Annotated in this window: 21 protein-coding genes; 16 read left to right on the top strand and 5 right to left on the bottom strand. The window is 69.9% G+C overall.

The window, feature by feature from the left end; translation table 11 throughout:
- Positions 1-5: 5 nt before the first annotated feature.
- The 15 genes from ACT80S_RS03240 to ACT80S_RS03170 all read left to right on the top strand — a co-directional run bounded on the left by ACT80S_RS03240 (position 6) and on the right by ACT80S_RS03170 (position 18,830).
- Entirely contained in the window at positions 6-416 is a 411-nt protein-coding gene (locus ACT80S_RS03240) for a hypothetical protein (protein ID WP_377412513.1), read from the top strand.
- A 28-nt stretch (positions 417-444) separates the two neighbouring features.
- Positions 445-1,422, top strand: coding sequence for a Bug family tripartite tricarboxylate transporter substrate binding protein (locus tag ACT80S_RS03235; protein ID WP_377412510.1), 978 nt, complete (start codon positions 445-447; stop codon positions 1,420-1,422).
- A gap of 97 nt (positions 1,423-1,519) precedes the next feature.
- Positions 1,520-1,972, top strand: coding sequence for a cache domain-containing protein (locus ACT80S_RS03230; RefSeq protein ID WP_377412508.1), 453 nt, complete (start codon positions 1,520-1,522; stop codon positions 1,970-1,972).
- Between the two features lie 37 nt (positions 1,973-2,009).
- On the top strand, positions 2,010-3,932 hold the full coding sequence (locus tag ACT80S_RS03225) for a methyl-accepting chemotaxis protein (protein WP_377412505.1): 1,923 nt from the start codon (positions 2,010-2,012) through the stop codon (positions 3,930-3,932).
- 206 nt (positions 3,933-4,138) lie between these two features.
- Positions 4,139-6,052, top strand: coding sequence for a type IV pili methyl-accepting chemotaxis transducer N-terminal domain-containing protein (locus ACT80S_RS03220; RefSeq protein ID WP_377412502.1), 1,914 nt, complete (start codon positions 4,139-4,141; stop codon positions 6,050-6,052).
- Entirely contained in the window at positions 6,049-6,741 is a 693-nt protein-coding gene (locus ACT80S_RS03215; protein ID WP_377412499.1) for a response regulator, read from the top strand. The genes ACT80S_RS03220 and ACT80S_RS03215 overlap by 4 nt, the downstream gene beginning before the upstream one ends.
- Positions 6,742-6,881: 140 nt before the next feature.
- Entirely contained in the window at positions 6,882-8,129 is a 1,248-nt protein-coding gene (locus tag ACT80S_RS03210; protein WP_377412497.1) for an MFS transporter, read from the top strand.
- A 40-nt stretch (positions 8,130-8,169) separates the two neighbouring features.
- Positions 8,170-9,807, top strand: a complete 1,638-nt coding sequence (locus tag ACT80S_RS03205) for an MFS transporter (RefSeq protein ID WP_377412495.1) — start codon at positions 8,170-8,172, stop codon at positions 9,805-9,807.
- Positions 9,808-9,853: 46 nt separating this feature from the next.
- Positions 9,854-13,636: a nitrate reductase subunit alpha gene (locus ACT80S_RS03200; protein WP_377412493.1), complete on the top strand. Its 3,783-nt coding sequence runs from the start codon at positions 9,854-9,856 to the stop codon at positions 13,634-13,636.
- A 20-nt stretch (positions 13,637-13,656) separates the two neighbouring features.
- Positions 13,657-15,189, top strand: a complete 1,533-nt coding sequence (gene narH / locus ACT80S_RS03195; RefSeq protein WP_377412491.1) for a nitrate reductase subunit beta — start codon at positions 13,657-13,659, stop codon at positions 15,187-15,189.
- A gap of 16 nt (positions 15,190-15,205) precedes the next feature.
- Entirely contained in the window at positions 15,206-15,892 is a 687-nt protein-coding gene (narJ, locus tag ACT80S_RS03190) for a nitrate reductase molybdenum cofactor assembly chaperone (RefSeq protein ID WP_377412488.1), read from the top strand.
- Positions 15,889-16,617, top strand: a complete 729-nt coding sequence (narI, locus tag ACT80S_RS03185) for a respiratory nitrate reductase subunit gamma (RefSeq protein ID WP_377412486.1) — start codon at positions 15,889-15,891, stop codon at positions 16,615-16,617. Before narJ ends, narI begins: the two co-directional genes overlap by 4 nt.
- Entirely contained in the window at positions 16,617-17,390 is a 774-nt protein-coding gene (locus ACT80S_RS03180; protein ID WP_377412484.1) for a peptidylprolyl isomerase, read from the top strand. Before narI ends, ACT80S_RS03180 begins: the two co-directional genes overlap by 1 nt.
- A 7-nt stretch (positions 17,391-17,397) precedes the next feature.
- Positions 17,398-18,108 carry a carbonic anhydrase gene (locus ACT80S_RS03175; protein WP_377412482.1) on the top strand — a complete coding sequence of 237 codons (711 nt, stop codon included), beginning with the start codon at positions 17,398-17,400 and terminating at the stop codon, positions 18,106-18,108.
- Between the two features lie 35 nt (positions 18,109-18,143).
- Entirely contained in the window at positions 18,144-18,830 is a 687-nt protein-coding gene (locus ACT80S_RS03170) for a nitroreductase family protein (RefSeq protein ID WP_377412480.1), read from the top strand.
- A gap of 55 nt (positions 18,831-18,885) precedes the next feature.
- Here ACT80S_RS03170 and ACT80S_RS03165 read toward each other — a convergent pair whose 3' ends face one another.
- Positions 18,886-19,503, bottom strand: coding sequence for an ABC transporter ATP-binding protein (locus tag ACT80S_RS03165; protein ID WP_377412478.1), 618 nt, complete (start codon positions 19,501-19,503; stop codon positions 18,886-18,888).
- Between the two features lie 59 nt (positions 19,504-19,562).
- Here ACT80S_RS03165 and dmeF point away from each other — a divergent pair, with 59 nt between their 5' ends.
- Entirely contained in the window at positions 19,563-20,528 is a 966-nt protein-coding gene (gene dmeF / locus ACT80S_RS03160; protein WP_377412475.1) for a CDF family Co(II)/Ni(II) efflux transporter DmeF, read from the top strand.
- Positions 20,529-20,538: 10 nt separating this feature from the next.
- On the opposite strand, the gene ACT80S_RS03155 is transcribed toward dmeF, so the two are convergent.
- From ACT80S_RS03155 to ACT80S_RS03140, 4 genes are all read right to left on the bottom strand, one after another.
- The gene (locus ACT80S_RS03155) at positions 20,539-20,928 is read right to left on the bottom strand and encodes a hypothetical protein (RefSeq protein WP_377412473.1); all 390 of its coding nucleotides are present in this window, start codon (positions 20,926-20,928) and stop codon (positions 20,539-20,541) included.
- Positions 20,929-21,042: 114 nt separating this feature from the next.
- Positions 21,043-23,289, bottom strand: a complete 2,247-nt coding sequence (locus ACT80S_RS03150; RefSeq protein WP_377412471.1) for a xanthine dehydrogenase family protein molybdopterin-binding subunit — start codon at positions 23,287-23,289, stop codon at positions 21,043-21,045.
- A gap of 13 nt (positions 23,290-23,302) precedes the next feature.
- A complete protein-coding gene (locus ACT80S_RS03145; RefSeq protein ID WP_377412469.1) occupies positions 23,303-23,764 on the bottom strand; it encodes a (2Fe-2S)-binding protein in 462 nt (153 codons plus the stop codon).
- A gap of 40 nt (positions 23,765-23,804) precedes the next feature.
- Positions 23,805-24,779, bottom strand: coding sequence for a Bug family tripartite tricarboxylate transporter substrate binding protein (locus ACT80S_RS03140; RefSeq protein ID WP_377412467.1), 975 nt, complete (start codon positions 24,777-24,779; stop codon positions 23,805-23,807).
- Positions 24,780-24,794: the final 15 nt, after the last annotated feature.

The raw sequence follows: 24,794 nt of genomic DNA, 5'->3' as shown, positions 1-24,794 counted from the left end.
TGCTCGTGGCGACCACCCCCCACCAGCAGCAGGCGGCCTACCTGGCCGAGCTGTGGCACCGGTTGTCGGCGCAGCACATCGCGCTGGGGTGTTCCTGCACCATGAGCGGCATCAGCGTCACGCTCGAGGACTTCGAGCGTGACATCGCCGACTACCTCTGGGCCGAGAGCGAGCGACTGGGGCAGGCCGCCGTGGTGGCCTTCCTGCTCGCGCCCGGCCCGGTGTCCGAACAGGTGCAGGCCGTGCGCGGCATCCTGGCCCGCCTGGAGGCCGACGAGGCCGAGGACGCGGTCGCGGAATGGCTGTTGGCGAGGCTGACCAAGACCATCGAGTCCTACGCCAAGTTGCATGGCCCTGCGCCGGAGGCGCCACTGCTGGGCGGCTCGAACGCGTGGCGCAAGGGCTACCGTGCCTGATGACTCTGATCAACCAAGGAGACAAGCGATGAATCGCATCACACGCAGGGCCCTGACAGTGGCCCTTTTGGCCATGGGCGCCAGCACCGGCGCCCTGGCGCAGGGCAAGTTCCCGGAGAGCCCGCTGCGGCTGGTCGTGCCGTTCGCCCCGGGCGGCGGCGTGGACAGCGCCGCGCGCCTGATCGCGCGGCAGCTGGGCACCAACCTCAACGTCTCCGTGATCGTGGAGAACAAGCCCGGCGCCAACGGCACGGTGGGCGGCAAGTTCGTCCAGACCGCCGCGGCCGACGGCCAGACCCTGCTGTTCTCGGCCTCCACCCAGGCCCTGACCCGCCAGGTCATGGCCACGCCGCCCTACGACCCGCTGACGGACTTCGCGGCGGTGGCCCGTGTCGGCGACGCGCCCCTGCTGATGGTGATCTCGCCCAACCTGCCGCAGAACCGGCTGAACGAGGTGATCACCGCCGCCAAGCAGAACCCCGACAAGTGGACAGCCGCCCTCCCGGCCCTGGGCGCCGCCAGCCACCTGGGCACGCTGATGTTCGCCAAGCAGGGCGGCCTGACGAACCTCACCACCGCCGTCTACAAGGGCACTGCCCCCGCGCTGACCGACGTGGCGGGGGGCCATGTGCAGATCCAGATCGACGCGATCGTGGCGCTGCAGTCCATGGCCAAGTCGGGCAAGGTCAAGCCGATCATGGTGACCTCGGCCAAGCGCAGCTCGGTCATGCCCAACGTCCCCACCGCGGTGGAAAGCGGCTACCCGAAGTTCGTGACCGAGTCCTGGTACGGCGTGTGGGCCCCCAAGGCCACCCCGGCGGACCGGGTGCAGTTCCTGAACAAGGCCTTCAACGACGCGGTCAGCCAGCTGGCCAAGGCCGGCGCGTTCGAGCCCCTGGGCATCGAGCCGGTGGTCGAGAGCGTGGAGGACTTCCGCAAGTACATGGCGGCCTACATCACGGAAAGCGCCGACCTGCTCAAGGGCGCGGGCTTCAAGCCGGAGTGAAGCAGTAGGTCAACAAGCGCGGGAATTCATGGATAGATCAACGCAATTTTGGTCATTTACACTCTCCAGGATCAATATTTCACAACTGGAGACAATCATGAATTCCGCGCTGCGTGCCCTGTTCCTGGCCTCCTGCGTGGCCGCCACCGGCGCCTGGGCCGCCGGCGAACGCGCCACCAAGGCCGACGCCGAGGCCATGGTGGCCAAGGGCGTCGCCGCCCTCAAGGCCAAGGGCGATGCCGCCTTCGTCGAGATGACCGCCCCGAGCAAGACCTTCGCCGACCGGGACCTGTACCTGGTCGTCTACGACATGAACGGCAAGTGCCTGGCGCACGGCCAGAACGCCAAGCAGGTCGGCAAGGACCTCCTGAACCTCAAGGACCCGGACGGCAAGGAGTTCGTCAAGGAGCGCGTGAGCCTCGCGTCGTCCAAAGGCAAGTTCTGGCAGGACTACAAGTTCACCGACCCGCTGACCAAGACCATCCAGCCCAAGCAGATGTACTGCGAGAAGGTGGGCAGCCACGTCGTCTGCGGCGGCATCTACAAGTAAGCGCGGCGGATCCCGCATGCTTCCTGTGCTGAGCCGCTTGGGAATCGCTTCCAAGCTGATGGTGGCGCCCGCCATCGTGGCGGTGCTGCTGCTGGCGTTCGGCCTGTTCAGCCACCTCAACATGATTTCCATGGAGCAGGGGTTGCAGGACCTGCTGTCCGGCGCCGTCGCGCGCGAGCGCGGCGCCCAGGAGACCGAAGCCGCGGTCAACGCGACGCATTCGGCGGCCTACCGGAGCCTGGCGCTGCTCAATCTCAAGAGCGCCAAGGCCCGCGAGTCGGCCGAGGAGCTGATGGCCCGCCAGCTGAACGAGCTGGCGGAAGTCGGCCGCTCGCTGGCCGCCGCGCCGGATGCGGCGGTGCGCGGCCTCGGCCCCAAGGTCGAGGCCTATGACAAGGCCGTGCGCGACGCCTATGACTCGGCGACGTCCGACACCAACCTCGGCGCGATGATGATGCAGGACGCCGACAAGGTCTACGACGAGCTGGTCCAGTCGCTGCAGGCGGTTTCCACCGCCAGCCGCATCGCCTTCACCAGCGGCCAGTCCCGCCTGAACGAGCGCGTGGTGTTCCTGCAATCCGTGCAGGCGGCGGCCCTGCTCGCGGCCGTGGTCGTGAGCCTGGTCCTGGCGTTCGTGGCCGGGCGCGCCATCTCCCGGCCGCTCAAGCGCATGCAGCAGCGCATCGGCGAGATCGAGCGCCGCGCCGACTTCTCCCTGCGGGTCGATGCCCCGGGCGGCGACGAGGTGGCCAGCGCCGCCCGTTCGCTCAACGGACTTCTCGATTCCCTGCAGAACGCGGTGCGTGAAGTCAGCCAGGTCTCGACCGCGCTGGCGGCGGGCGAGTTCGGCGCCCGGGTGCAGGCGCCGCTGGCCGGCGACCTGGCCACGCTCAAGGACGCCGTCAACACCTCGGCCGACACCATCCAGGCCACGATCGCCAGCCTCAACCAGGCGATGCAGGCGCTGCAGAACGGCGAGTTTGCCGCCCGGGTCGAGGCGGACGCGCGCGGCGAGTACCGGCGCGCGATCCAGCAGGCCGTGGCGGCGATGCAGGCCCTGCGCGGGATGATCGGCGACATCGGCCGCGTGATGGCCGGCGTGGCGGGCGGCGAGCTGGGCCTGCGGGTGACGGCCCAGGGCCAGGGCGACCTGCGGGTCCTCAAGGACGACATCAACCGGTCGCTCGATGCCATGGCCCAGGCCATGCAGGTGATCCACCAGAACACCCGCCAGGTCGCCGCGGCCTCGCAGGAGTCGAACCGGGCCATCACCCAGATCTCCGAAGGCGTCATGAACCAGACCCATGCGGTCGGGCAGGTCGCCGCGGCGGTGCGCCAGACCGCGGCCTCCATCGCCGATGTGTCACGCAACACCGAGGTGGCCAGCCAGCAGTCCAAGGCCTCGGTGTCCATCGTCCGCGAAGGCATGGGCAAGATCGACCACATGGTCGAGGTCGTCAACAGCATTGCTGCCAACTCCGAGAAGATCACCCGGATCACCGAGGTGATCGAGAAGATCGCCAACAAGACCAACCTGCTGTCGCTGAACGCCGCCATCGAGGCGGCGCGGGCCGGCGAGCAGGGCAAGGGCTTCGCGGTCGTGGCCGACGAGGTCGGCAAGCTCGCCGTCAACAGCGCCGAGAGCTCCCAGGAGATCGCCACGCTGGTCCAGCAGGCCGTGGCCGACACCCGGCGGGCGGTGGTGGCCGTGCGCAACGTGAGCGACGACATGCGCCTCATCGAGGACGGTTCGCGGCAGACCGACGAGATGCTCCAGCGGATATCTGCGGCGCTCGAGGAGCAGAGCGCGGCGGTCGAGGAGATCAATTCCAACCTCGGCAGCGTCGACGGCATCGCGCGCAGCAACGCCGCCGCGTCCGAGCAGATTGCCGGCAGCATGACGGAGCTGGCCAAGATCGCCGACTCCACCCGGCGAGAGGTCGAGCGCTTCCAGGTCTGACGACCCGTCGCGCCTGCGGCCGTGGTGCGCGCGCGGCACGGTGCGGCATGCTTCGGGCCTGGCGGCACGGAGTCCCTCCGTGCCGGCGCCGTCCCCTTCCATTCATCCTGGTCGATCGCTACGCTACAGTAGCGGCCGCGGCGGAGGTCGTCCGCTGCGGTGGATGCGCCGGCCGCCCTGACCCCGCATCCGTATTCCGAAGATCGATGAGGACGACCGCCACCCTCTCCGCCAAGCTCATGCGCATTGGCGCCGCGCTCCTCGTCGTGGCGCTGGTCTCGATCGGCCTGACGCTGTGGGTCACCTGGCGGCTGAGCGGCGGGGCCGCGGCCCTGAACGAGGCCGGCCGGATGCGCATGCAGACGTGGCGCCTGGTCAGTGCCGTGCAGGCCCGCGAGGGCGAGGTGCCGGCCCTGGTGCGCGAGTTCGACGGCAGCATCCGCCTGCTGCGGCAGGGCGATGCCACCCGGCCGCTGTTCGTGCCCTGGGATCCCCAGGTCCGGGCCCGGTATGCCGAGGTGGAGGCCGCCTGGGCGGGGCACCGGGCCCTGCTGGCCGAGCGGGGCGATGTCGCGCCCGACCGGCTGGTGCGCTCGGCCGAATCCTTCCTCGTCGTGATCGACCGCTTCGTGCTGGCGATCGAGCAGCAGCTGGCCTCGCTCACCGCCGTCCTGAACATGTTCCAGTTCGTCATGATGGCCCTGGCCATCGGCGGCGCGGTGATCATGCTCTACACCGGCTACCACTACGTCATCCACCCGCTGGGGCAGCTGCGCGACGCGCTGCGCCGGCTCGAGTCGGCCGAGTTCTCGGCGCGGGTGGAGGTGGCCTCCAACGACGAGTTCGGCCAGGTGGCCCAGGGCTTCAACCGCATGGCCGCCACCCTGCAGTCGCTCTACGGCGACCTGGAAGGGCAGGTCGCCGCCAAGACCCAGCGCATCGCCGCGCAGAAGGAGCGGCTGGAGGCCCTCTACCGGGTCAGCGCCTTCCTGTCCCAGGCCGGCACCCTGCACGAGCTGACCCAGGGCTTCGCGGCCCAGGTGCGCGAGCTGCTCAAGGCCGACGCGGTCGCCCTGCGCTGGGCCGGCGACGACCCGTCCAAGTTCCTGGTGCTCGGCTCCGACCAGTTCCCGCTGGACATGAAGGAGGACGAGAAGTGCCTGCGCGCCGGCGTCTGCGCCTGCGGCAACGCCCGCACCGAGGGCCGCACCCGCGTGATCCCGATCCGCAACAGCGAGGCCGCCCCGCTGCAGCACTGCACCCGGATCGGCTTCGAGACCCTGGTGTCGGTGCCGGTCCGCTTGCAGAGCAAGGTGCTGGGCGAGATCGACCTGTTCTACCGCCGCGAGGTCCGGCTGGCCGTGGAGGAGATGGAGCTGGTCGATGCGCTGGCCAGCCACCTGGCCAGCGCGGTCGAGGGCATGCGCGTCGCCGCGCTGGAGCGGGAGGCCACGATTTCCGGCGAGCGCGCCCTGCTGGCGCGGGGGCTGCACGACTCGATCGCGCAGTCGCTGGCCTTCCTGAAGATCCAGGTGGGGCTGCTCAAGGGCGCCATGGCCAGGGGCGATGCCGCCAAGACCGCGAGCGCGCTGGACGAGCTGGACCAGGGGATCAAGGAGAGCATGGCCGACGTGCGCGAGCTGCTGGTGCATTTCCGCACCCGGGCGCAGGGCGACGACATCGAGGCCGCGGTGCAGGAGACCCTGCAGAAATTCCACCAGCAGACCGGCCTGGAGGTGCAGCGCGTGGTGCGCGGCGACGGCCTGCCGCTGGCGCAGGACGTGCAGATCCAGGTGCTGCACGTGCTGCAGGAGGCGCTGTCCAACGTGCGCAAGCATGCCCAGGCGCGGCGCGTGACCATCGAGATCCACAAGGGCGACCGCTGGCGCTTCGTCGTCGCCGACGACGGCCGCGGCTTCGACGCCGCCGCCGAGCGCACCCAGATGCACGTGGGCCTGAAGATCATGCAGGAGCGCGCCGCCCACATCGGCGCCACCGTCGCCATCGACTCCCGGCCGGGCGAGGGCACCCGCGTGAGCCTGGCCGTGCCCTCCACCCCCCTGCCGGGCAGCGCGACGGCGGCCATGCCGGCGGCGGCCGAGATTTCCCCGACGACATGAGCGACCCGATCCGACTGATGGTGGTGGACGACCACACCCTGTTCCGGCGCGGCCTGACCGCGCTGCTGTCCCAGGACGACCGCTTCGAGGTGGTCGGCCAGGCCGGCGACGTCAGCGAGGCCTGGCGCCTGCTGAATGCCGAGTGCCCCGACGTGATGCTGCTGGACAACCACCTGCCCGGCGTCAACGGCGTGGACGCGATCATCTCGCTGAAGCAGACCTTCCCCGACCTGCGGGTCATGATGCTGACGGTGAGCGAGGACGAGCACGATCTCGCCCGCGCCCTGCAGAACGGCGCCGACGGTTACCTGCTCAAGACCGCCGAGACCGACCACCTGTGCGATGCCATCGTCTCGGTCTTCAACGGCCAGTCGGTGATCAGCCCGAACATGATGGGCAAATTGGTGGCGGCCTTGCGCCAGCCCGCGGCTGCGCCGGACGCTGCGGCGTCCGCGGCCGAGGCGGCCCCCGCCGGCGCCGGGAAGGTCCAGGTGCTGGACAAGCTCTCGCCGCGCGAGCGCGAGATCTTCCTGCTGGTGGCGCGCAGCCTGAGCAACAAGCAGATCGCCCGCGACCTCGACATCGCCGAGACCACGGTGAAGATCCACATCCAGCACATCTTCAGGAAGCTGGGCCTGTCGTCGCGGGTCCAGATCGCGGTCTTCGCCGCCAGCAGCGGCCTGGCTTGATCCAGGTCAAGCGACCTACTACCAAGGAACGAGGGGGCGGCCCGCGCCATCCTCCTTCTGCCGGGCGCCGCATACCCATCCGGTGAATACCCAGTAACTCATCCGCCGGCCAGACTCATGCCCATCTGATGGAGATGGACATGACGACTGAGTTGTCGAAGCAGCGCAAGGCCTGGTCTGTGCTCATCGTGAGCACCTGGGCCTTCACCGTGTGCTTCATGGTGTGGATGATGTTCGGCGTGATCGGGATCCCGATCAAGAAGATGCTGGGCCTGAACGCCACCGAGTTCGGCCTGCTGACCGCCACGCCGGTGCTCACCGGCTCCCTGATCCGCCTGCCCCTGGGCATCTGGACCGACCGCTTCGGCGGCCGCATCGTGATGGCCGTGCTGATGGCCGCCACCGTGCCGGCCATCTGGCTGATGGCCTATGCCACCGAGTTCTGGCAGTTCCTGGTGATCGGCCTGTTCGTCGGCCTGGCCGGCGGCAGCTTCTCGGTGGGCACGCCCTACGTGGCCCGCTGGTTCCCGAAGAACAAGCAGGGCCTGGCCATGGGCGTGTACGGCGCCGGCAACTCCGGCTCGGCCGTGAACAAGTTCATCGCGCCGGTGATCCTGGTCGGCTTCGGCTGGGCCATGGTGCCCCAGGTCTACGCCGCGATCATGGCCGGCACGGTGGTGCTGTTCTGGCTGTTCAGCCACACCGACCCGGCCCACCAGGTGCCCAGCACGGTCACCTTCCGCCAGCAGCTCAAGGCCCTGAAGGACCCCCGCGTCCTCAAGTACTGCCAGTACTACAGCATCGTGTTCGGCGGCTACGTGGCCCTGGCGCTGTGGATGGTGCAGTACTACATCGGCGAGTACGGCCTGGACATCCGCGTCGCGGCCCTGCTGGCTGCCTGCTTCTCCCTGCCCGGCGGCGTGCTGCGCGCGGTCGGCGGCTGGCTGAGCGACAAGTTCGGCGCCCATGCCGTGACCTGGTGGGTGCTGTGGGTGAGCTGGATCTGCCTGTTCCTGCTGTCCTACCCGCAGACCGACTTCACCATCCAGACCGTCAACGGCCCGCGCACCTTCTCCATCGGCCTGAACGTCTACGCCTTCACCGCCCTGATGGCCATCCTGGGCGTCGCCTGGGCCTTCGGCAAGGCCAGCGTCTTCAAGTACATCGCCGACGACTACCCGACCAACATCGGCGCCATCAGCGGCATCGTCGGCCTGGCCGGCGGCCTGGGCGGCTTCGTCCTGCCGATCCTGTTCGGCGCCCTGATGGACCTCACCGGCATCCGCAGCAGCGCCTTCATGTTGCTGTACGGCGTGGTCTGGGTCTCCCTGATCTGGATGTACCGCACCGAAGTGCGCCGCGCCGACGTGCTGCATTCCCCCGCCTGAGCCCGTCCGGCCGAGCCCCCCCTGTCCCAAGAGGCTTCCCATGAAGAACCCGACCCATTCCCCTGACCGGGGCGCCGACATCAGCGACTGGCGCCCCGAGGACGATGCCTTCTGGCAGTCCACCGGCCGCCAGGTCGCCTACCGCAACCTCTGGATCTCCGTCCCAGCCCTGCTGTGCGGCTTCGCCGTCTGGGGCATGTGGGGGATCATCACCGTGCAGATGCTCAACCTGGGCTTCCCGTTCTCCCAGGCCGAGCTGTTCACCCTGACCGCGATCGCGGGCCTGGCCGGCGCCACCATGCGCATCCCGGCCTCCTTCCTGATCCGCCTCGCGGGCGGCCGCAACACCATCTTCCTGACGACGGCGATGCTGCTGTCGCCCGCCATCGGCACCGGCATCGCCCTGCAGCACCCCGAGTGGCCGTTGTGGGTGTTCCAGCTGATGGCGCTGTGGTCGGGCGTGGGCGGCGGCAACTTCGCCAGTTCGATGTCCAACATCGGCACCTTCTTCCCCAGGCGCCTGCAGGGCACCGCCCTGGGCCTGAACGCCGGCCTGGGCAACTTCGGCGTGACCACGATGCAGGTGGTGATCCCGCTGGTGATGACGATGCCCCTGCTGGGCGCCTTCGGCGGCGACCCGATGACGCTGGTCAAGGACAGCGGCTGGATCTTCGGCAAGATCCCCGCCGGCACCCCCACCTGGGTGCAGAACGCCGGCTTCGCCTGGGTGTTCTCGCTGGTGCCGCTGTCGGTGCTGTGCTTCTTCGGCATGAACAACCTGAAGACCGTCTCGCCCAACACCGGCGGCACCATCGCGGCCTTCCTGAAGATCGTCTGGCTGTACACCCTGGCCTTCATCCCCGCCGGCGTCGGCCTGTACCTGTACCTGCCCGCCCCCAGCGGCCTGGGCCTGCTGAACATGTGGGTGGCCATGCCCCTGATCATCGTGAGCACGCTCATGGTGATGAAGCTCACCGCGTTCGGCACGATGAAGGACAACATCGCCGCGCAGTTCGCGATCTTCCGCAACAAGCACACCTGGTCGATGACGGTGCTCTACATCGTCACCTTCGGCAGCTTCATCGGCTTCTCGATGGCCCTGCCGCTGTCGATCACCGTGATCTTCGGTTTCAGCCACGTGCCGGACGCGCAGGGCGTGATCCAGCACACGCTGAAGAACCCCAACGCCCCCTCGGCCCTGACCTATGCCTGGATCGGCCCCTTCGTGGGCGCGGCGGTGCGTCCCATCGGCGGCTGGGTGTCCGACCGCGTCGGCGGCTCCATCGTCACCCAGGTCATCTCGGCCGTGATGGTGGTGGCCTCCGCCGCCGTCGGCTACGTGATGTGGCTGGCCTACCAGTCGGCCACGCCCGAGACCTACTTCCTGGCCTTCATGGCGCTGTTCGTGGTGCTGTTCACCGCCAGCGGCATCGGCAACGGCTCGACCTTCCGCACCATCGCCGTGATCTTCGACCGCCAGCAGGCCGGTCCCGTGCTGGGCTGGACCTCGGCCGTGGCCGCCTACGGCGCGTTCGTGGCGCCGGTGGTGATCGGCCAGCAGATCAAGTCCGGCACGCCCCAGGTGGCGATGTACGGCTTCGCGGTGTTCTACGCCCTGTGCCTGCTCCTGAACGGGTGGTTCTACCTGCGCCGCGGCGCGGAGATCCACAACCCCTGATGACAACGACCGGGGCCTTCGCAGCCCCGGCACCCCTGGAGAAACCATGAGCCACTTCCTGGACCGACTGACCCATTTCTCGGCGCCCAAGGAGTCCTTTTCCGGCGGTCACGGCGTGACCCTCGGCGAGGACCGCACCTGGGAGGACGCCTACCGCAACCGCTGGGCCCATGACAAGGTCGTGCGCAGCACCCACGGCGTGAACTGCACGGGCTCCTGCTCGTGGAAGATCTACGTCAAGGGCGGCATCGTCACCTGGGAAACCCAGCAGACCGACTACCCCCGCACCCGCGCCGACCTGCCCAACCACGAGCCCCGCGGCTGCGCCCGCGGCGCCTCCTACTCCTGGTACCTGTACAGCGCCAACCGGGTGAAGTACCCGATGGTCCGCGGCCGCCTGCTGCAGCACTGGCGTGCCGCCCTGGCCGTGGCCAGGAGCCCGGTGGACGCCTGGGCCAGCATCGTCGAGAGCGAGCCGGCGCGCCGCGAGTGGCAGCAGCAGCGCGGCCTCGGCGGCTTCGTGCGCAGCACCTGGGACGAGGTCAACCAGCTGGTCGCCAGCGCCAACGTCTACACCGCCAAGAAGTACGGCCCCGACCGCATCATCGGCTTCTCGCCCATCCCCGCCATGTCCATGGTGAGCTACGCGGCCGGCAGCCGCTACCTCTCGCTCATCGGCGGCGTCTGCATGAGCTTCTACGACTGGTACTGCGACCTGCCGCCGGCCAGCCCGCAGATCTGGGGCGAGCAGACCGACGTGCCCGAGTCGGCCGACTGGTACAACTCCACCTACCTGATCGCCTGGGGCTCCAACGTGCCCCAGACCCGCACCCCCGACGCGCACTTCTTCACCGAGGTCCGCTACAAGGGCGCCAAGACGGTGGCGATCACGCCGGACTACGCCGAGATCAGCAAGCTCGCCGACCTGTGGATGCACCCCAAGCAGGGCACGGACGCGGCGATCGCCATGGCCATGGGCCACGTGATCCTCAAGGAGTTCTACTTCGACAAGCGCAGCGCGTACTTCGACGACTACGTGCGCCGCTACACCGACATGCCCAACCTGGTGCAGCTCGAGGAGCGCACCCTGCCGGACGGCCGCACCGTCGTGGTCCCGGGCCGCTACCTGCGCGCCAGCGACTTCAACGGCAAGCTCGGCCAGGACAACAACCCCGAGTGGAAGACCGTCGCCCTGGACATGGACGACAAGGTGGTCCTGCCCAACGGCTCCATCGGCTTCCGCTGGGGCGCCGAGGGCCGTGCCGACGCCGGCAAGTGGAACCTGGAGAACAAGGAGGCGCGCCACGGCGACGAGGTCAGGCTCAAGCTGAGCCTGATGGAGGGCGAGGGCAGCGCCTATGAGGTGGGCGAGGTCGCCTTCCCGTACTTCGGCGGCATCGACACGCCCAACTTCCCCTCCAACAAGCAGGATGACGTGCTGGTGCGCCAGGTGCCGGTGCGCCGCATCAAGCTGGGCAAGGCCGGCGAGGAGCGCCACGCCCTGGTGGCCACCGTGTTCGACCTCACCGTCGCCAACTACGGCGTGGCCCGCGGCCTGGCCGGCGAGAACGCCGCCACCGGCTACGACCACGACACCCCCTACACGCCCGCCTGGCAGGAGAAGATCACCGGCGTGCCGCGTGACCAGGTGGTCGCGGTGGCCCGCCAGTTCGCCGACAACGCGGACAAGACCCGGGGCAAGTCGATGGTGATCATCGGCGCGGCCATGAACCACTGGTACCACAGCGACATGAACTACCGCGGCATCATCAACATGCTGATGATGTGCGGCTGCATCGGCCAAAGCGGCGGCGGCTGGGCGCACTACGTGGGCCAGGAGAAACTGCGCCCGCAGACCGGCTGGACCGCGCTGGCCTTCGCGCTGGACTGGGTCCGCCCGCCGCGCCAGCAGAACAGCACCAGCTTCTTCTACGCCCACACCGACCAGTGGCGCTACGAGAAGCTGGGCGTGGAGGAGATCCTCTCGCCCCTGGCCGACAAGTCCAAGTTCGGCGGCAGCCTGATCGACTACAACGTGCGCGCCGAGCGCATGGGCTGGCTGCCCAGCGCGCCGCAGCTGCAGACCAACCCGATGCAGGTCGTCAGGGATGCCAACGCCGCCGGCATGGACCCGAAGGACTACGCGGTCCAGGCCCTGAAGGACGGCCGCCTGAAGATGTCCTGCGAGGACCCGGACCACCCGCTGAACTGGCCGCGCAACATGTTCGTGTGGCGCTCCAACATCCTGGGCTCCTCGGGCAAGGGCCACGAGTACTTCCTCAAGCACCTGCTGGGCACCAGCCACGGCGTGCAGGGCAAGGACCTGGGCCCCGACGAGGCCAAGCCCGCCGAAGTGGCCTGGCACGACCGCGCCCCGGAGGGCAAGCTGGACCTGCTGGTCACGCTGGACTTCCGCATGAGCACGACCTGCCTGTACTCGGACATCGTGCTGCCCACCGCCACCTGGTACGAGAAGAACGACCTCAACACCAGCGACATGCACCCCTTCATCCACCCGCTGTCGACCGCGGTGGACCCGGCGTGGCAGAGCAAGAGCGACTGGGAGATCTACAAGGGCTTCGCCAAGGCCTTCAGCGAGGTCTGCGTCGGCCACCTGGGCGTGGAGAAGGAGCTGATGCTCACGCCCCTGATGCACGACACCGCCGCCGAGCTGGCCCAGCCCTTCGAGGTGAAGGAATGGCACAAGGGCGAGTGCGACCTGGTGCCCGGCAAGACGGCGCCCCAGATCAGCGTGGTCGAGCGCGACTATCCCAACACCTACAAGCGCTTCACCGCCCTGGGCCCGCTGATGGACAAGGTCGGCAACGGCGGCAAGGGCATCGGCTGGAACACCGCCACCGAGGTCCAGCAGCTGGGCGAGCTCAATGGCGAGGTGAAGGAGGCCGGCGTGACGCAGGGCCGCCCGCGCATCGACACCGACATCGACGCCTGCGAGGTGGTGCTGCAGCTGGCCCCCGAGACCAACGGCCATGTGGCCGTGAAGGCCTGGGAGGCCCTGGGCAAGGTCACCGGCCGCGACCACACGCACCTGGCGCTGCACCGTGAGGACGAGAAGATCCGCTTCCGCGACATCCAGGCGCAGCCGCGCAAGATCATCAGCTCGCCGACCTGGTCGGGCCTGGAGAGCGAGAAGGTCTCCTACAACGCCGGCTACACCAACGTGCACGAGCTGATCCCCTGGCGCACCCTCACCGGCCGCCAGCAGTTCTACCTGGACCATCCGTGGATGCTGGCCTTCGGCGAGGGCTTCTCGAGCTACCGCCCGCCGGTGGACCTGAAGACGGTGGACGAGATGATCGACCGCCGCCCGAACGGGAACAAGGAGATCTCGCTGAACTTCATCACCCCGCACCAGAAGTGGGGCATCCACAGCACGTACAGCGACAACCTGCACATGCTGACCCTGAACCGCGGCGGCCCGGTGATCTGGCTCAGCGAGACCGACGCCAAGAGCGCGGGCATCGAGGACAACGACTGGGTGGAGCTGTTCAACACCAACGGCGCCATCGCGGCCCGCGCGGTGGTGAGCCAGCGGATCAACCCGGGCCTGGTGATGATGTACCACGCCCAGGAAAAGATCATCAACACGCCCGGCTCGGAGATCACCGGCACCCGCGGCGGCATCCACAACTCGGTGACCCGCATCGTGACCAAGCCGACCCACATGATCGGCGGCTACGCGCAATTCAGCTACGGCTTCAACTACTACGGGACCATCGGCACGAACCGTGACGAGTTCGTGGTCGTACGCAAGATGCGCAGGATCGACTGGCTCGACGGCGAAGCCGCCGCCACCACCCAGGCCTGAACCGCGAGAAGGAGATAACCATGAAAGTTCGCGCACAGATCGCGATGGTCCTGAACCTGGACAAGTGCATCGGCTGCCACACCTGCTCGGTGACCTGCAAGAACGTCTGGACCAGCCGGCCCGGCGTCGAGTACGCCTGGCTCAACAACGTCGAGACCAAGCCCGGCATCGGCTACCCGAAGGACTGGGAGAACCAGGACCGCTGGAACGGCGGCTGGACGCGCAAGGCCGACGGCAGCATCGTGCCGCGCCAGGGGGGCAAGTGGAGCCTTCTGATGAAGATCTTCTCCAACCCCAACCTGCCGCAGATCGACGACTACTACGAGCCCTTCACCTTCGACTACGACCACCTGCAGTCGTCGCCCGAGACCAAGGCCGCGCCCACCGCGCGCCCGCGCAGCCTGATCACCGGCCAGCGCATGGAGAAGATCGAGTGGGGCCCGAACTGGGAGGAGATCCTGGGCGGTGAGTTCAGCAAGCGCAGCCAGGACGCCAACCTCTCGAGCTTCGAGCAGGTCCAGAAGGACATGGTCGGCCAGTTCGAGAACACCTTCATGATGTACCTGCCGCGCCTGTGCGAGCACTGCCTCAACCCGGCGTGCGTGGCCTCCTGCCCCTCGGGCTCGATCTACAAGCGCGAGGAGGACGGCATCGTCCTGATCGACCAGGACAAGTGCCGCGGCTGGCGCATGTGCGTCTCGGGCTGCCCCTACAAGAAGATCTACTACAACTGGCAGACCGGCAAGGCCGAGAAGTGCATCTTCTGCTACCCCCGCATCGAGGCCGGCCAGCCCACCGTGTGCTCCGAGACCTGCGTGGGCCGCATCCGCTACCTGGGCGTGGTGCTGTATGACGCCGACCGCATCGCCGAGGCCGCCAGCACCGAGAACGAGCAGGACCTGTACCAGGCCCAGCTGGACATCTTCCTGGACCCCAGCGACCCGCAGGTGATCGCCCAGGCCCGCGCCGACGGCATCCCCGAGGCCTGGCTGGAGGGCGCGCGCAACAGCCCGGTCTACAAGATGGCCATCGACTGGAAGGTCGCCCTGCCGCTGCACCCCGAGTACCGCACGCTGCCCATGGTCTGGTACGTGCCGCCGCTCTCACCCATCACCGCCGCCGCCAACGCCGGCCACGTGGGCGTGCACGGCGAGCTGCCCGATGTCTCGCAGATGCGCATCCCGGTGCAGTACCTCGCCAACCTGCTCACCGCCGGCGCCACGCAGCCGGTGGTGCGCGCCCTGGAGCGCATGCTGGCCATGCGCGCCTTCCAGCGCGGCAAGCATGTCGAGGGTGTCCACAACCAGGCCGTCCTCGACCAGGTGGGCCTGAGCCAGGCCCAGGTCGAGGAGATGTACCAGGTGATGGCCATCGCCAACTACGAGGACCGCTTCGTCATCCCGAGCACGCACCGCGAGTACGCGGAGAACGCGTTCGACATCCGCGGCGGCTGCGGCTTCTCGTTCGGCAACGGCTGCTCCGACGGCGCCAGCGAGGCCAGCCTGTTCGGCGGCAAGAAGCGCCGCACCATCCCGATCCAGCCGGCCGTCTGACGCGAGGAGACACCCGATGAAACACACCCGCTACACCCTGCGCGCGCTGGCCGCCCTGCTGGCCTACCCGGATGCGCAGCGCCGCGCCCAGTGGCCCGCGCTGGTGGACGTCCTCAAGGAGGAGGGCGCACTGTCCCGTGCCCGCCTGGGCGAGCTGGAGGCGATGGTCGCCCAGCTGCGCCGCATCGACCCGCTGGAGCTGGAGTCCCGCTACGTCGAGACCTTCGACCGCGGCCGCTCCACCTGCCTGCACCTGTTCGAGCATGTGCATGGCGACTCGCGCGACCGCGGCCCGGCCATGATCGACCTGGCCCGGACCTACGGGCAGGCCGGCCTGTGCCTCGGCCCCGAGGAGCTGCCCGACCACCTGTGCGTGGTGCTGGAGTTCGCCTCCACCCAGCCGGCCGAGGTGGCCCGGTCCTTCCTCGACGAGATGGCGCACATCCTGAACGCCATCTTCAGCGCCCTGCTGCAGCGCCAGAGCCCCTACGCGGCGGTGCTCGCCGCGGTGCTGGACGCCGCCGGCCACAAGGCCCAGGCGGTGGCCATCGCTCCGGAGGAGCCGCTCGACGCGAGCTGGCAAGAGCCCGAGGCCTTCGACGGCTGCAGCAGCCGCGGGCAGTCCAGACCGGGCCAGCCCCAACCGATCCACATCGTCCGCAAGAACGCCCCGCAGGCCGGGCGTGAAGGAGTGGCAGCATGAACGCCGTCCAGCATTTCGTCTTCGGGATCTATCCCTACATCGCCCTGAGCGTCTTCCTCCTGGGAAGCCTCATCCGCTTCGACCGTGACCAGTACAGCTGGAAGAGCGACTCCTCGCAGCTGCTGCGCGCCGGCCAGCTGCGCTGGGGCAGCAACCTGTTCCACGTGGGGATCCTGTTCCTGTTCTTCGGCCACGCGGTGGGCATGCTCACGCCGCACGTCCTGTACGAGGGCTTCATCACAGCCGGCCAGAAGCAGCTGCTGGCGATGGTCTCCGGCGGCCTCTTCGGCGTGCTGGGCTTCATCGGCGTCACGCTGCTGCTGCACCGCCGCCTGAGCGACGCGCGCATCCGCGCCACCAGCAAGGCCAGCGACATCCTCCTGCTGTGGCTGCTGTGGGCGCAGTTCGCGCTGGGCCTGGCCACCATCCCGCTGTCGGCCCAGCACCTGGACGGCGGCATGATGATGAAGCTGGCCGAGTGGGCGCAGCGCATCGTCACCTTCCGCGGCGGCGCCTCCGAGCTGCTGGCCGAGGCGAGCTGGGTGTTCCGCCTGCACATGTTCCTGGGCATGACGATCTTCCTGGTCTTCCCGTTCACCCGCCTGGTGCACGTGTGGAGCGGCTTCGGCACCCTGGCCTACGTGGTGCGTCCCTACCAGGTCGTGCGCAGCCGCCGTGTCGGCATGACGCCGCGCGCGCCCCTGGGCCAGAACCGGGGGGCGTGATGGAACACATCGCACGCATCAACGGCATCGCCCTGCACGCGCCCGGCGAGGCCGTGGACGCCGAGACCCTGCGCGAGCGCGCCTACGGCGAGCTGCTGCGCCAGGAGGCGGTGCGCACCGGCCACCTGCCGGCCACGCCGGGGGACGCCGCGCCCCGGCTCGACGAGGCCGCGCAGCAGGCCATCGACCGCATGCTCGAGGCCGCCGTCACCGTGCCCGAGCCCGGTGAGCCGGAGTGCCGCCGCTACCACGACGCGAATCGCCAGTCCCTCCTGGTGGGTCAGGCCCGTCAGGTGCGGCACATCCTGTTTGCCGTCACGCCCGGCGTGAACGTGCCGGCCCTGGCGCAGCGCGCCGAGGCCACGCTGTTCGAGTTGCGCAGCCCGCAGGCCGCGCCGGGGCTGTTCGCGCAGCGCGCCGGCGAGCTGTCCAACTGCCCCAGCGGCGCCCGGGGCGGCGAGCTGGGCTGGCTGGGCCCGCAGGACTGCGCGCCGGAGCTGGCCAAGGCGCTGTTCTTCAACCAGGAGTCCAGCCAGGTGTGCGGCCTCCTGCCGCGGCTGGTGCACACCCGCTTCGGCCTGCACATCATCGACGTGCTCGCCATCGAGCCGGGCCAGCTGCCGGAGTTCGAGACGCTGCGCCCGCAGATCGCGCTGCGGCTGCAGGCGCAATCGCGCGCCACGGCGCTGCGCCAGTACATGCGCCGGCTCGCCGGCCTGGCCGACATCGAGGGCGTGGAGATCGAGGCGGCGACCTCCGAGCTGGTGCAGTGAGCCGGTCATGGCCTCGGTGAACCCGCCTTCCCCGGACGCCGGCGACGAGCTGCTGCACCGCCTGCAGCATTTCCACGCCGATTACTTCCCCCTGCACCAGCAGTCCTTCCAGGACCTGGTGGCGCAGGGCCAGCACCCGACCACCCTGTTCATCGGCTGCTCGGACTCGCGCCTGGTCCCCTACCTCCTGACCGGGGCGGGGCCGGGCGAGCTGTTCATCGTGCGCAACGTCGGCGCCCTGGTGCCGCCATACGACGGCTCGCACGGCCTGCACGGCACCACGGCGGCGATCGAGTTCGCCGTCCTGAGCCTGAAGGTCCAGCGCATCGTGGTGTGCGGGCACAGCCACTGCGGCGCCATCCGCGCCGCCTACGAGGGCGTGCCCGACGAGGCCAGGGCGCTGCGGGCCTGGCTGGAGCTCACGCGCGAGTCGCTGCTGCCGGTGCGTCCGGCGCCCGAGGTCCTGCGGCGCACCGAGCAGCGCTGCGTGGTGCTGCAGCTGGAGCGGCTGATGGACTACCCGATGGTGCGCCGCGAGGTCGAGGCCGGGCGGCTCACGCTGCATGGCTGGCACTACGTCATCGAGGACGGCGAGGTCCATGTGTTCGACGTGGCGCAGGGCGGCTTCGTCGCCGCCTCGCACGCGACGAACAGCGGCACCGGGCCCTACCTGCCGTACGTGGAGCACGACGGGCAGGTGCGCGCCGAGGCGGAATGAGCCGCGCCGGCGGCCGCGCGGGAGACAATCCACCCATGACCGACCCGATCGCGCCCGGCCTGGCCGGCGCCCCCGACGAGCGCGGCACGCCGCACGCGCCGGATGCCCCCGGCGCGCCTGGCCTGTCCGTGTCCCCGGCCGAAATGCTGATGCACGTGCAGCAGACCCGGCGCACGGTGCTGCCCAAGCGCCTGGGCGCGCCGGGCCCGGACGACGCCCAGCTGGCCTTGATGTTCCAGGCCGCGGCCACCGCGCCGGACCATGACCAGCTGCTGCCCTGGCGCTTCCTGGTGGTGCCGCCGGCGCACCGCGAGGCGCTGGGCGAGCTGTTCGCGCGGGCCCTGCGCGAGCGCGACCCGCTGGCCACCGGCGAGCAGCTGGCGCAGGCGCGCGAGAAGGCGCTGCGGGCGCCGCTGCTGATGCTGGTCATCGTGCATGCCACCTGCGGCGACGCGCAGATCGACCTGAACGAGCGCCTGCTGTCCGCGGGCTGCGCCGTCCAGAACCTGCTGCTGGCGGCCAACGCGCAGGGCTTCGATTCCTCGCTCACCAGCGGCAAGGCGCTGAAGTCGCAGGCGCTGCGCCAGGGCCTGGGGCTGGCGGCGCAGGAGCACGCCGTGTGCTTCATCAGCGTGGGCACCGCCACCGCGCGCAAGCCGGGGCCGCCGCGGCCGCCGCCGCAGCGCTTCGTCTCGCAGTGGGTGCCGGGCGGCGATCGCTGACGCCGGTGAAGGCCCAGGCGCGGGCGTGGGCGACGGCCGTCCCGCGGCCGTCTGCTCAATCCCCCAGGTCGGCTCCGCCCGCCAGCGGCGCGCGGGTGATGGCCTCGGGCCAGGTGCCGTCGGCCACCACGAAGGCCCGCTTCGACTGGTGGGCCGCTTCCTCCAGCAGCTCGGTCACCAGCTCGCGGCCGCGGGCGTCGAGCGCGGCCCAGGGCGTGTCCAGCAGCGTCAGCGCCGCGCCGCTGGCGAAGGCTGCCACCAGCAGGGCCTTGCGGCGCGTGCCGGTGGACAGCATGTACATCGCCTTGTCCTCCTGCCCGGCGAGCCCGAAGGCCTCGGCCAGGCGCGCCGCGAGGGCGGCGTCCCAGGCCGGGTGGCGGGCCTGCTGCGCCTGCAGCCACTCGGCCAGCGTGTGCTTGTCGTCGCCGCCGGTGCGCGGGTCGATCCAGAACACCGTGGCGCGCGTGCCCTCGATGCGGCCCCGCGAGGGCGCGCGCTCGCCGGCGATCATCTGCAGCACGCTGGTCTTGCCGCGCCCGTCACCCCCGCGCACCAGGTTCAGGCCCGGGCCGACGTTCAGCGACAGGCCGGTGAACACGTCGTAGCCGGGAAAGGACAGGGCGAGGTCCCGGCCCTGCAGGCCGGGGACGGTGGGCGGAGGGGAGGCGGACATGCCGACATTCTTTACCATCGGCGAAGATTCCCGCCACCCCTGGAAGCCAAGGCCCGCCGATGTCCCTGCCCCGAGACCCCAGCCCCTGGGACCACCACCACGACTGGAGCGCCGACAGCGCCGCTGCCGAGCGCGGCACCCGCCTGGTGGCCTGGATCACGGCGGCGGCCATGGTGCTGGAGATCGGCGCGGGCTGGTGGTTCAACTCGATGGCGCTGCTGGCGGATGGCTGGCACATGGGGTCGCACGTGGTGGCCATCGGCCTGTCGGCCGTGGCCTATGCCAGCGCGCGGCGCTACGCCACCGACCCGCGCTTCGCCTTCGGCACCTGGAAGGTCGAGGTGCTGGCCGGCTTCGCCAGCGCGGTGTTCCTGGTGGTGATGGCGGGGCTGATGGCGGTGGGCTCGGTGGAGCGGCTGTTCTCGCCGCAGCCGATCGACTACCGCGACGCGCTGGCCGTCGCCGTGCTGGGGCTGGGGGTGAACCTGGTCTGCGCCCGCATCCTCGGGCACGCGCATGGCCACGGGCATGGGCACGCGCATGGCGAGCATGACCCTGGCCACGGCCACGCCGGCGGGCACCACGACCTGAACCTCAAGTCCGCCTACCTGCACGTGCTGGCGGATGCCGCCACCTCGGCGCTGGCGATCGGCGCGCTGCTGGGGGGCTGGTTCCTGGGCTGGTCCTGGCTGGACCCGGTGATGGGCCTGGTCGGCGCCGTGGTGGTGGCGGTGTGGGCGCGCGGGCTGCTCGCCGAGACCGGGCGTGCGCTCCTGGACCGCGAGATGGACCACCCCGTGGTCGAGGAGATCCGCGAGGCGGTGGAGGGCGACGACCCCGCCACCCGGATCACCGACCTGCATGTCTGGCGCATCGGCCGGCATGCCTATGCCTGCGCCCTCACCGTGGTCAGCACGGACCGTGCGCTGACGGCCGCCACGGTGCGCGAACGCCTGTCCGTGCATGACGAGGTGGTGCACTCGACGATCGAGGTGCACCACGACGTGGCCGGAGGTCCCGGCTAGCCCGCGACGCTCACTTGGGCTCGAACATCACCAGCCGGCAGGGCGCCGTGCCGATGTTCTGGACCGCGTGCGAGGCAATCGGCCCCTGCACCACGGCAAAGCCGGCCGGCCGCGCCAGGTCGGAGGTCGTGCCGTTCGGCAGGAAGAACCGCAGCTGGCAGCTGTCCAGGAAGTAGCCGGCCGATTCGGGGTGGGAATGGTCCGCGTCCTTCTGGCCCGGGGCCCAGGTCACCTGGATGACGCGGTAGCGGGCGTTTTCCGCGACCACCTTGTAGACGTCCGGGGAGGCCGCGGTCGAGTGGGGGACGGCAGGGGACTGGGCCTGCGCCGCGGCGCAGCACAGGGCCAGCAGGGCGGCCGCAAGCCCGCGAGAGGGGCGGGCCAGGGACTGGATCGGCATGATGTCTCCTTCTTTGGAATGGCCGCGCCGCAGGTGCGGCGCGGTCCCATCATGCTAGCGGGAGGGCACTTGCCAGATTGATCAGGATCAACCCGGACCGTGCATCGCCCCGGCTCAGGCCCGGCGGGCCTGGATCGCCGCCTTCACCTTCTCCGGCGTGATCGGGATGCTGCGCAGGCGCGCGCCCGTGGCGTCGTAGATGGCGTTGGCGATGGCCGCCGGGATCGCGGTCGGCGTGGGCTCGCCCGCGCCCCAGGACACCTCGCCGGGCACGTTGATCATGTCCACCTCGACGCGCGGCGCGTCGGGGAAGCGCAGGATCGGGTAGGTGGCCCAGTCCACGCTGGTGACCTTGGTGCGGTCCCAGTTGACCTGCTCCATCAGCGTGCGCGAGACCGTCTGGATCACGCCGCCCTCGATCTGGTTGGCCAGGCCGTCGGGGTTGACGATCTGGCCGCAGTCGTGGCCCACGCACACCCGGGTCACGCGCACCTCGCCGGTGTCGCGGTTCACCTCCACCTCGGCGATCGCGGCCACGTAGGTCGTGGCGTTGTTGTAGCGGACATAGGAGATGCCGCGGCCGCGGCTGATGGTGGACTTCAGCGCGTCGGGGTGGATGCCCACGCGGGCCTGCCAGCCGGCGCGCTTCATGGCGGCGCGCATCACGGCGATGGCGCGCGGGTCGCTCAGGTGCTGCAGGCGGAACTCGGCCGGGTCGACCTTGGCCTCGGCGGCGAGTTCGTCCATGAACGACTCGTTGGCGAAGCTGTTCTCGATGCGGCCCGGGCTGCGCAGGTGCGCCGAGCGGAAGAAGGCCTTCTCGATGTGCCGCGTGTTGACCCGCAGGTTCGGCAGGGCGTAGGGCGCGGCCGAGTTCTGGAACAGGAAGCCCACCCAGTTGCCCGGCTTGGGCTGGCCCAGGTCGGTCGCCGCCAGCAGCGGGAAGTCCAGCGGCTTGAAGGCGACGATGTGGTTCAGGGCGATATGGAAGTCGGCGGACCAGGCCACCAGCTTGCCGCTCGCGTCGAAGCCGCCCTCCATGTCGATGGCGCGGGGGGGGCTCTTGGGCGCGCGGGCGGTCTCGTCGGCGCGCATCCACTGCACGCGCACCGGCTTGCCAATCAGCACCGAGATCAGCGCGGCGTCGGCGCTGGCGTCCTCGTGGCCGTTGCGGCCGTAGCAGCCGGAGCCGTCGAGGTACAGCACGCGGATGTCCTCGGCCTTCACGCCGGTGATGCCGGCCAGCTCGGTCTGCAGGGAGTGGGTGGCCTGCGAGGGCGACCACACGACCAGCTTGCCGTTCTTGTAGTCGGCGACCGCGCAGGACGGGCCGATCGAGGCGTGCGTCTGCACCGCGAACTCGTAGCTGGCCTTGACGCGGCGCGCCGCGGTGGCCAGGGCGGCCGGGGCGTCGCCGACCTTCTGCGTCATTTCCTCCTTGGCCAGGGGCTGCTTGCGCCAGTAGTCGAACACCGTGGCCTGGTCCGGCAGGCCGGTGCCGGCGGACCACTTGGCCTTGACCGCGCGCGCGGCCTTCACCGCGCCCCATTCGGTGCGCGAGACCACGGCCAGGAAGTTGCCCTTGCGCACGGTCTGCACGTAGCCGTTGACCTTGCGCGCGGCGCTGTCGTCCACCGATTCCAGGCTGGCGCCCAGGTCGTCGGGTCGGATCACGCGGGCGTGCAGCATGCCGGGCATGCGGAAGTCGTGGGCGTAGATGAACTCGCCCGTGACCTTCTCGGGGATGTCCACGCGCGGCACCGAGGTGCCCACCACCTTGTACTCGGACACGGGCTTGAGCGTGGCCTTGGCGTCCACCTTCAGGTCGAAGGCGCCGCCTTGCAGGAGCTGCGCGTAGGTGACCGACTTGCTGGCGTCCGCCTTGGCGCGGACCACGCCGCCGGAGGCGACGAGGTCGGCGGCCGGCACGCCCAGGCGCTGGGCCGCGCGCGCCACCAGGGCGGCGCGCGCCGTGGCGCAGGCGCGGCGCAGCTCACCGCCGCCCTGGGCGATGGTGAGGTTGGCGCCGGTGAGCCACTGGTCCGGGGTGGTGGCGGTATCGCCCATCACCATGGTGATGGCGTTGAACGGCACTTCCAGTTCCTCGGCGGCGATCTGCGCCATCGCGGTCTTGGTGCCGGTGCCCAGGTCGACCTTGCCGACGTAGACCGTGACCTTGCCGTCGCTGTGCAGCACCAGGAAGGAGTCGACCAGGTCCTTGGCCACGGCCTTGGCCGGGGGCAGGGCGGGGGCGGCGGTAGCCGCGAGGCTGGCCTCGGCGCTGAAGCCGACGACGAGGGCGGCGCCGGCGGCCTGCAGCAGGCCGCGGCGGGAGATCTGGAATTTCTCGGGAGCGTTCATGGTGTCACTCCCTTCAGGCGGCGGCCGCCGCGCGCTTGACCGCGTTGCAGATGCGCTGGTGGGTGCCGCAGCGGCACAGGTTGCCGGCCAGGGCCTCCTTGATCTGCGCCTCGCTGGGCTTGGGGTTCTTCTTCAGGAGGGCCGCGGAGGTCATGATCATGCCGTTGCAGCAGTAGCCGCACTGCACGGCCTGCTCGTCGATGAAGGCCTGCTGCAGCTTGCCGGGCGCGGCGCTGGTGCCCAGGCCTTCCAGCGTGGTCACCGCCTTGCCGCCCAGGCTGCTCACGGGCAGCAGGCAGGAGCGGGTGGCCTCGCCGTTCACGTGGACGGTGCAGGCGCCGCACTGGCCCAGGCCGCAGCCGTACTTGGGACCGTTCAGCTCGAGGTTGTCCCGCAGCACGTAGAGCAGGGGCGTGTCGGCATCGGCGTCGACGGTGCGGCGCTTGCCGTTCACATTGAGCGTGTACTTCGGCATGTCATGTCTCCTTGGTCGTTATCGGTGGTGGCCGGGCGGGTCAGTCGGCGGTGATGCCGGCGGACTTGATCACCTTGGCCCAGTACTCGGTCTCGCGCTTGACGAGGGCGTCCAGCGCCTCGGGCGGCAGGTAGCGCAGCTCCACGCCGGCGGCGGCAGCGCGGGTCTTGGTGTCCGGCTGGTCGAGCGACTGCTTCACGCTGGCCGTCAGCTTGGCGATCACGTCGGCCGGGGTGCCCGCCGGGGCGAACAGGCCCACCCAGGCTTCCAGCTCGAAGCCCTTGAGGCCGGCTTCGGCGGTGGTGGGGACGTTGGGCAGGCCGGGGTGGCGGGTCTTGCCGGTCACGGCGAAGGCCTTGAGCTTGCCGGACTGCACGTGCTGCATCACCGAGGGCGGCGTGGTCATGAACACCTGGACCTGGCCGGACAGCACGTCCTGGATGGCCGGGCCCGAGCCGCGGTAGGGGATGTGGACCATGCTGGTGCCGGTCTGCGACTTCAGCATCTCGGTGCCGATGTGCGAGAGCGAGCCGTTGCCCTGCGAGGCGTAGCTGATCCGGCCGGGGTTCTTCTTCAGGTAGGCGATGAACTCCTGCAGGTTGTTCGCCGGCACCGAGGGGTGGGCCGCGATCACGTTGGTGGCGGCGGTCAGCAGGGCCACCGGCACCAGGTCCTTCTGCGCCCAGGGCAGCTTGGGCGTGAGCGAGGGGTTGCCCACGTGGTAGGCGGAGTAGGAGATCAGCAGGGTGTAGCCGTCGGCCGCGGAGCGGGCGACATGGCCGTACGCCACGTTGCCGCTGCCGCCGGCGCGGTTGTCCACCACCACGGTGCCATTGAGCACCTTGGCCAGCGGGTCGGACAGCAGGCGGGCGGAGGTGTCCACCACGCCGCCGGGCGGGTTGGGCACGACCAGGGTCACGGGCTTGGTGGGGTAGCCCTGGGCCTGGGCCAGCGTGCCCAGGAGGGCGGCGGCGCTGGCCACGAGGGCGCTGCGCAGGAACGGACGACGGTTCATGAATGTCTCCTTTGT

This window comes from Ramlibacter sp. MAHUQ-53 (assembly GCF_052600055.1).
This window is presented reverse-complemented; position numbering and strand designations above follow the sequence as displayed.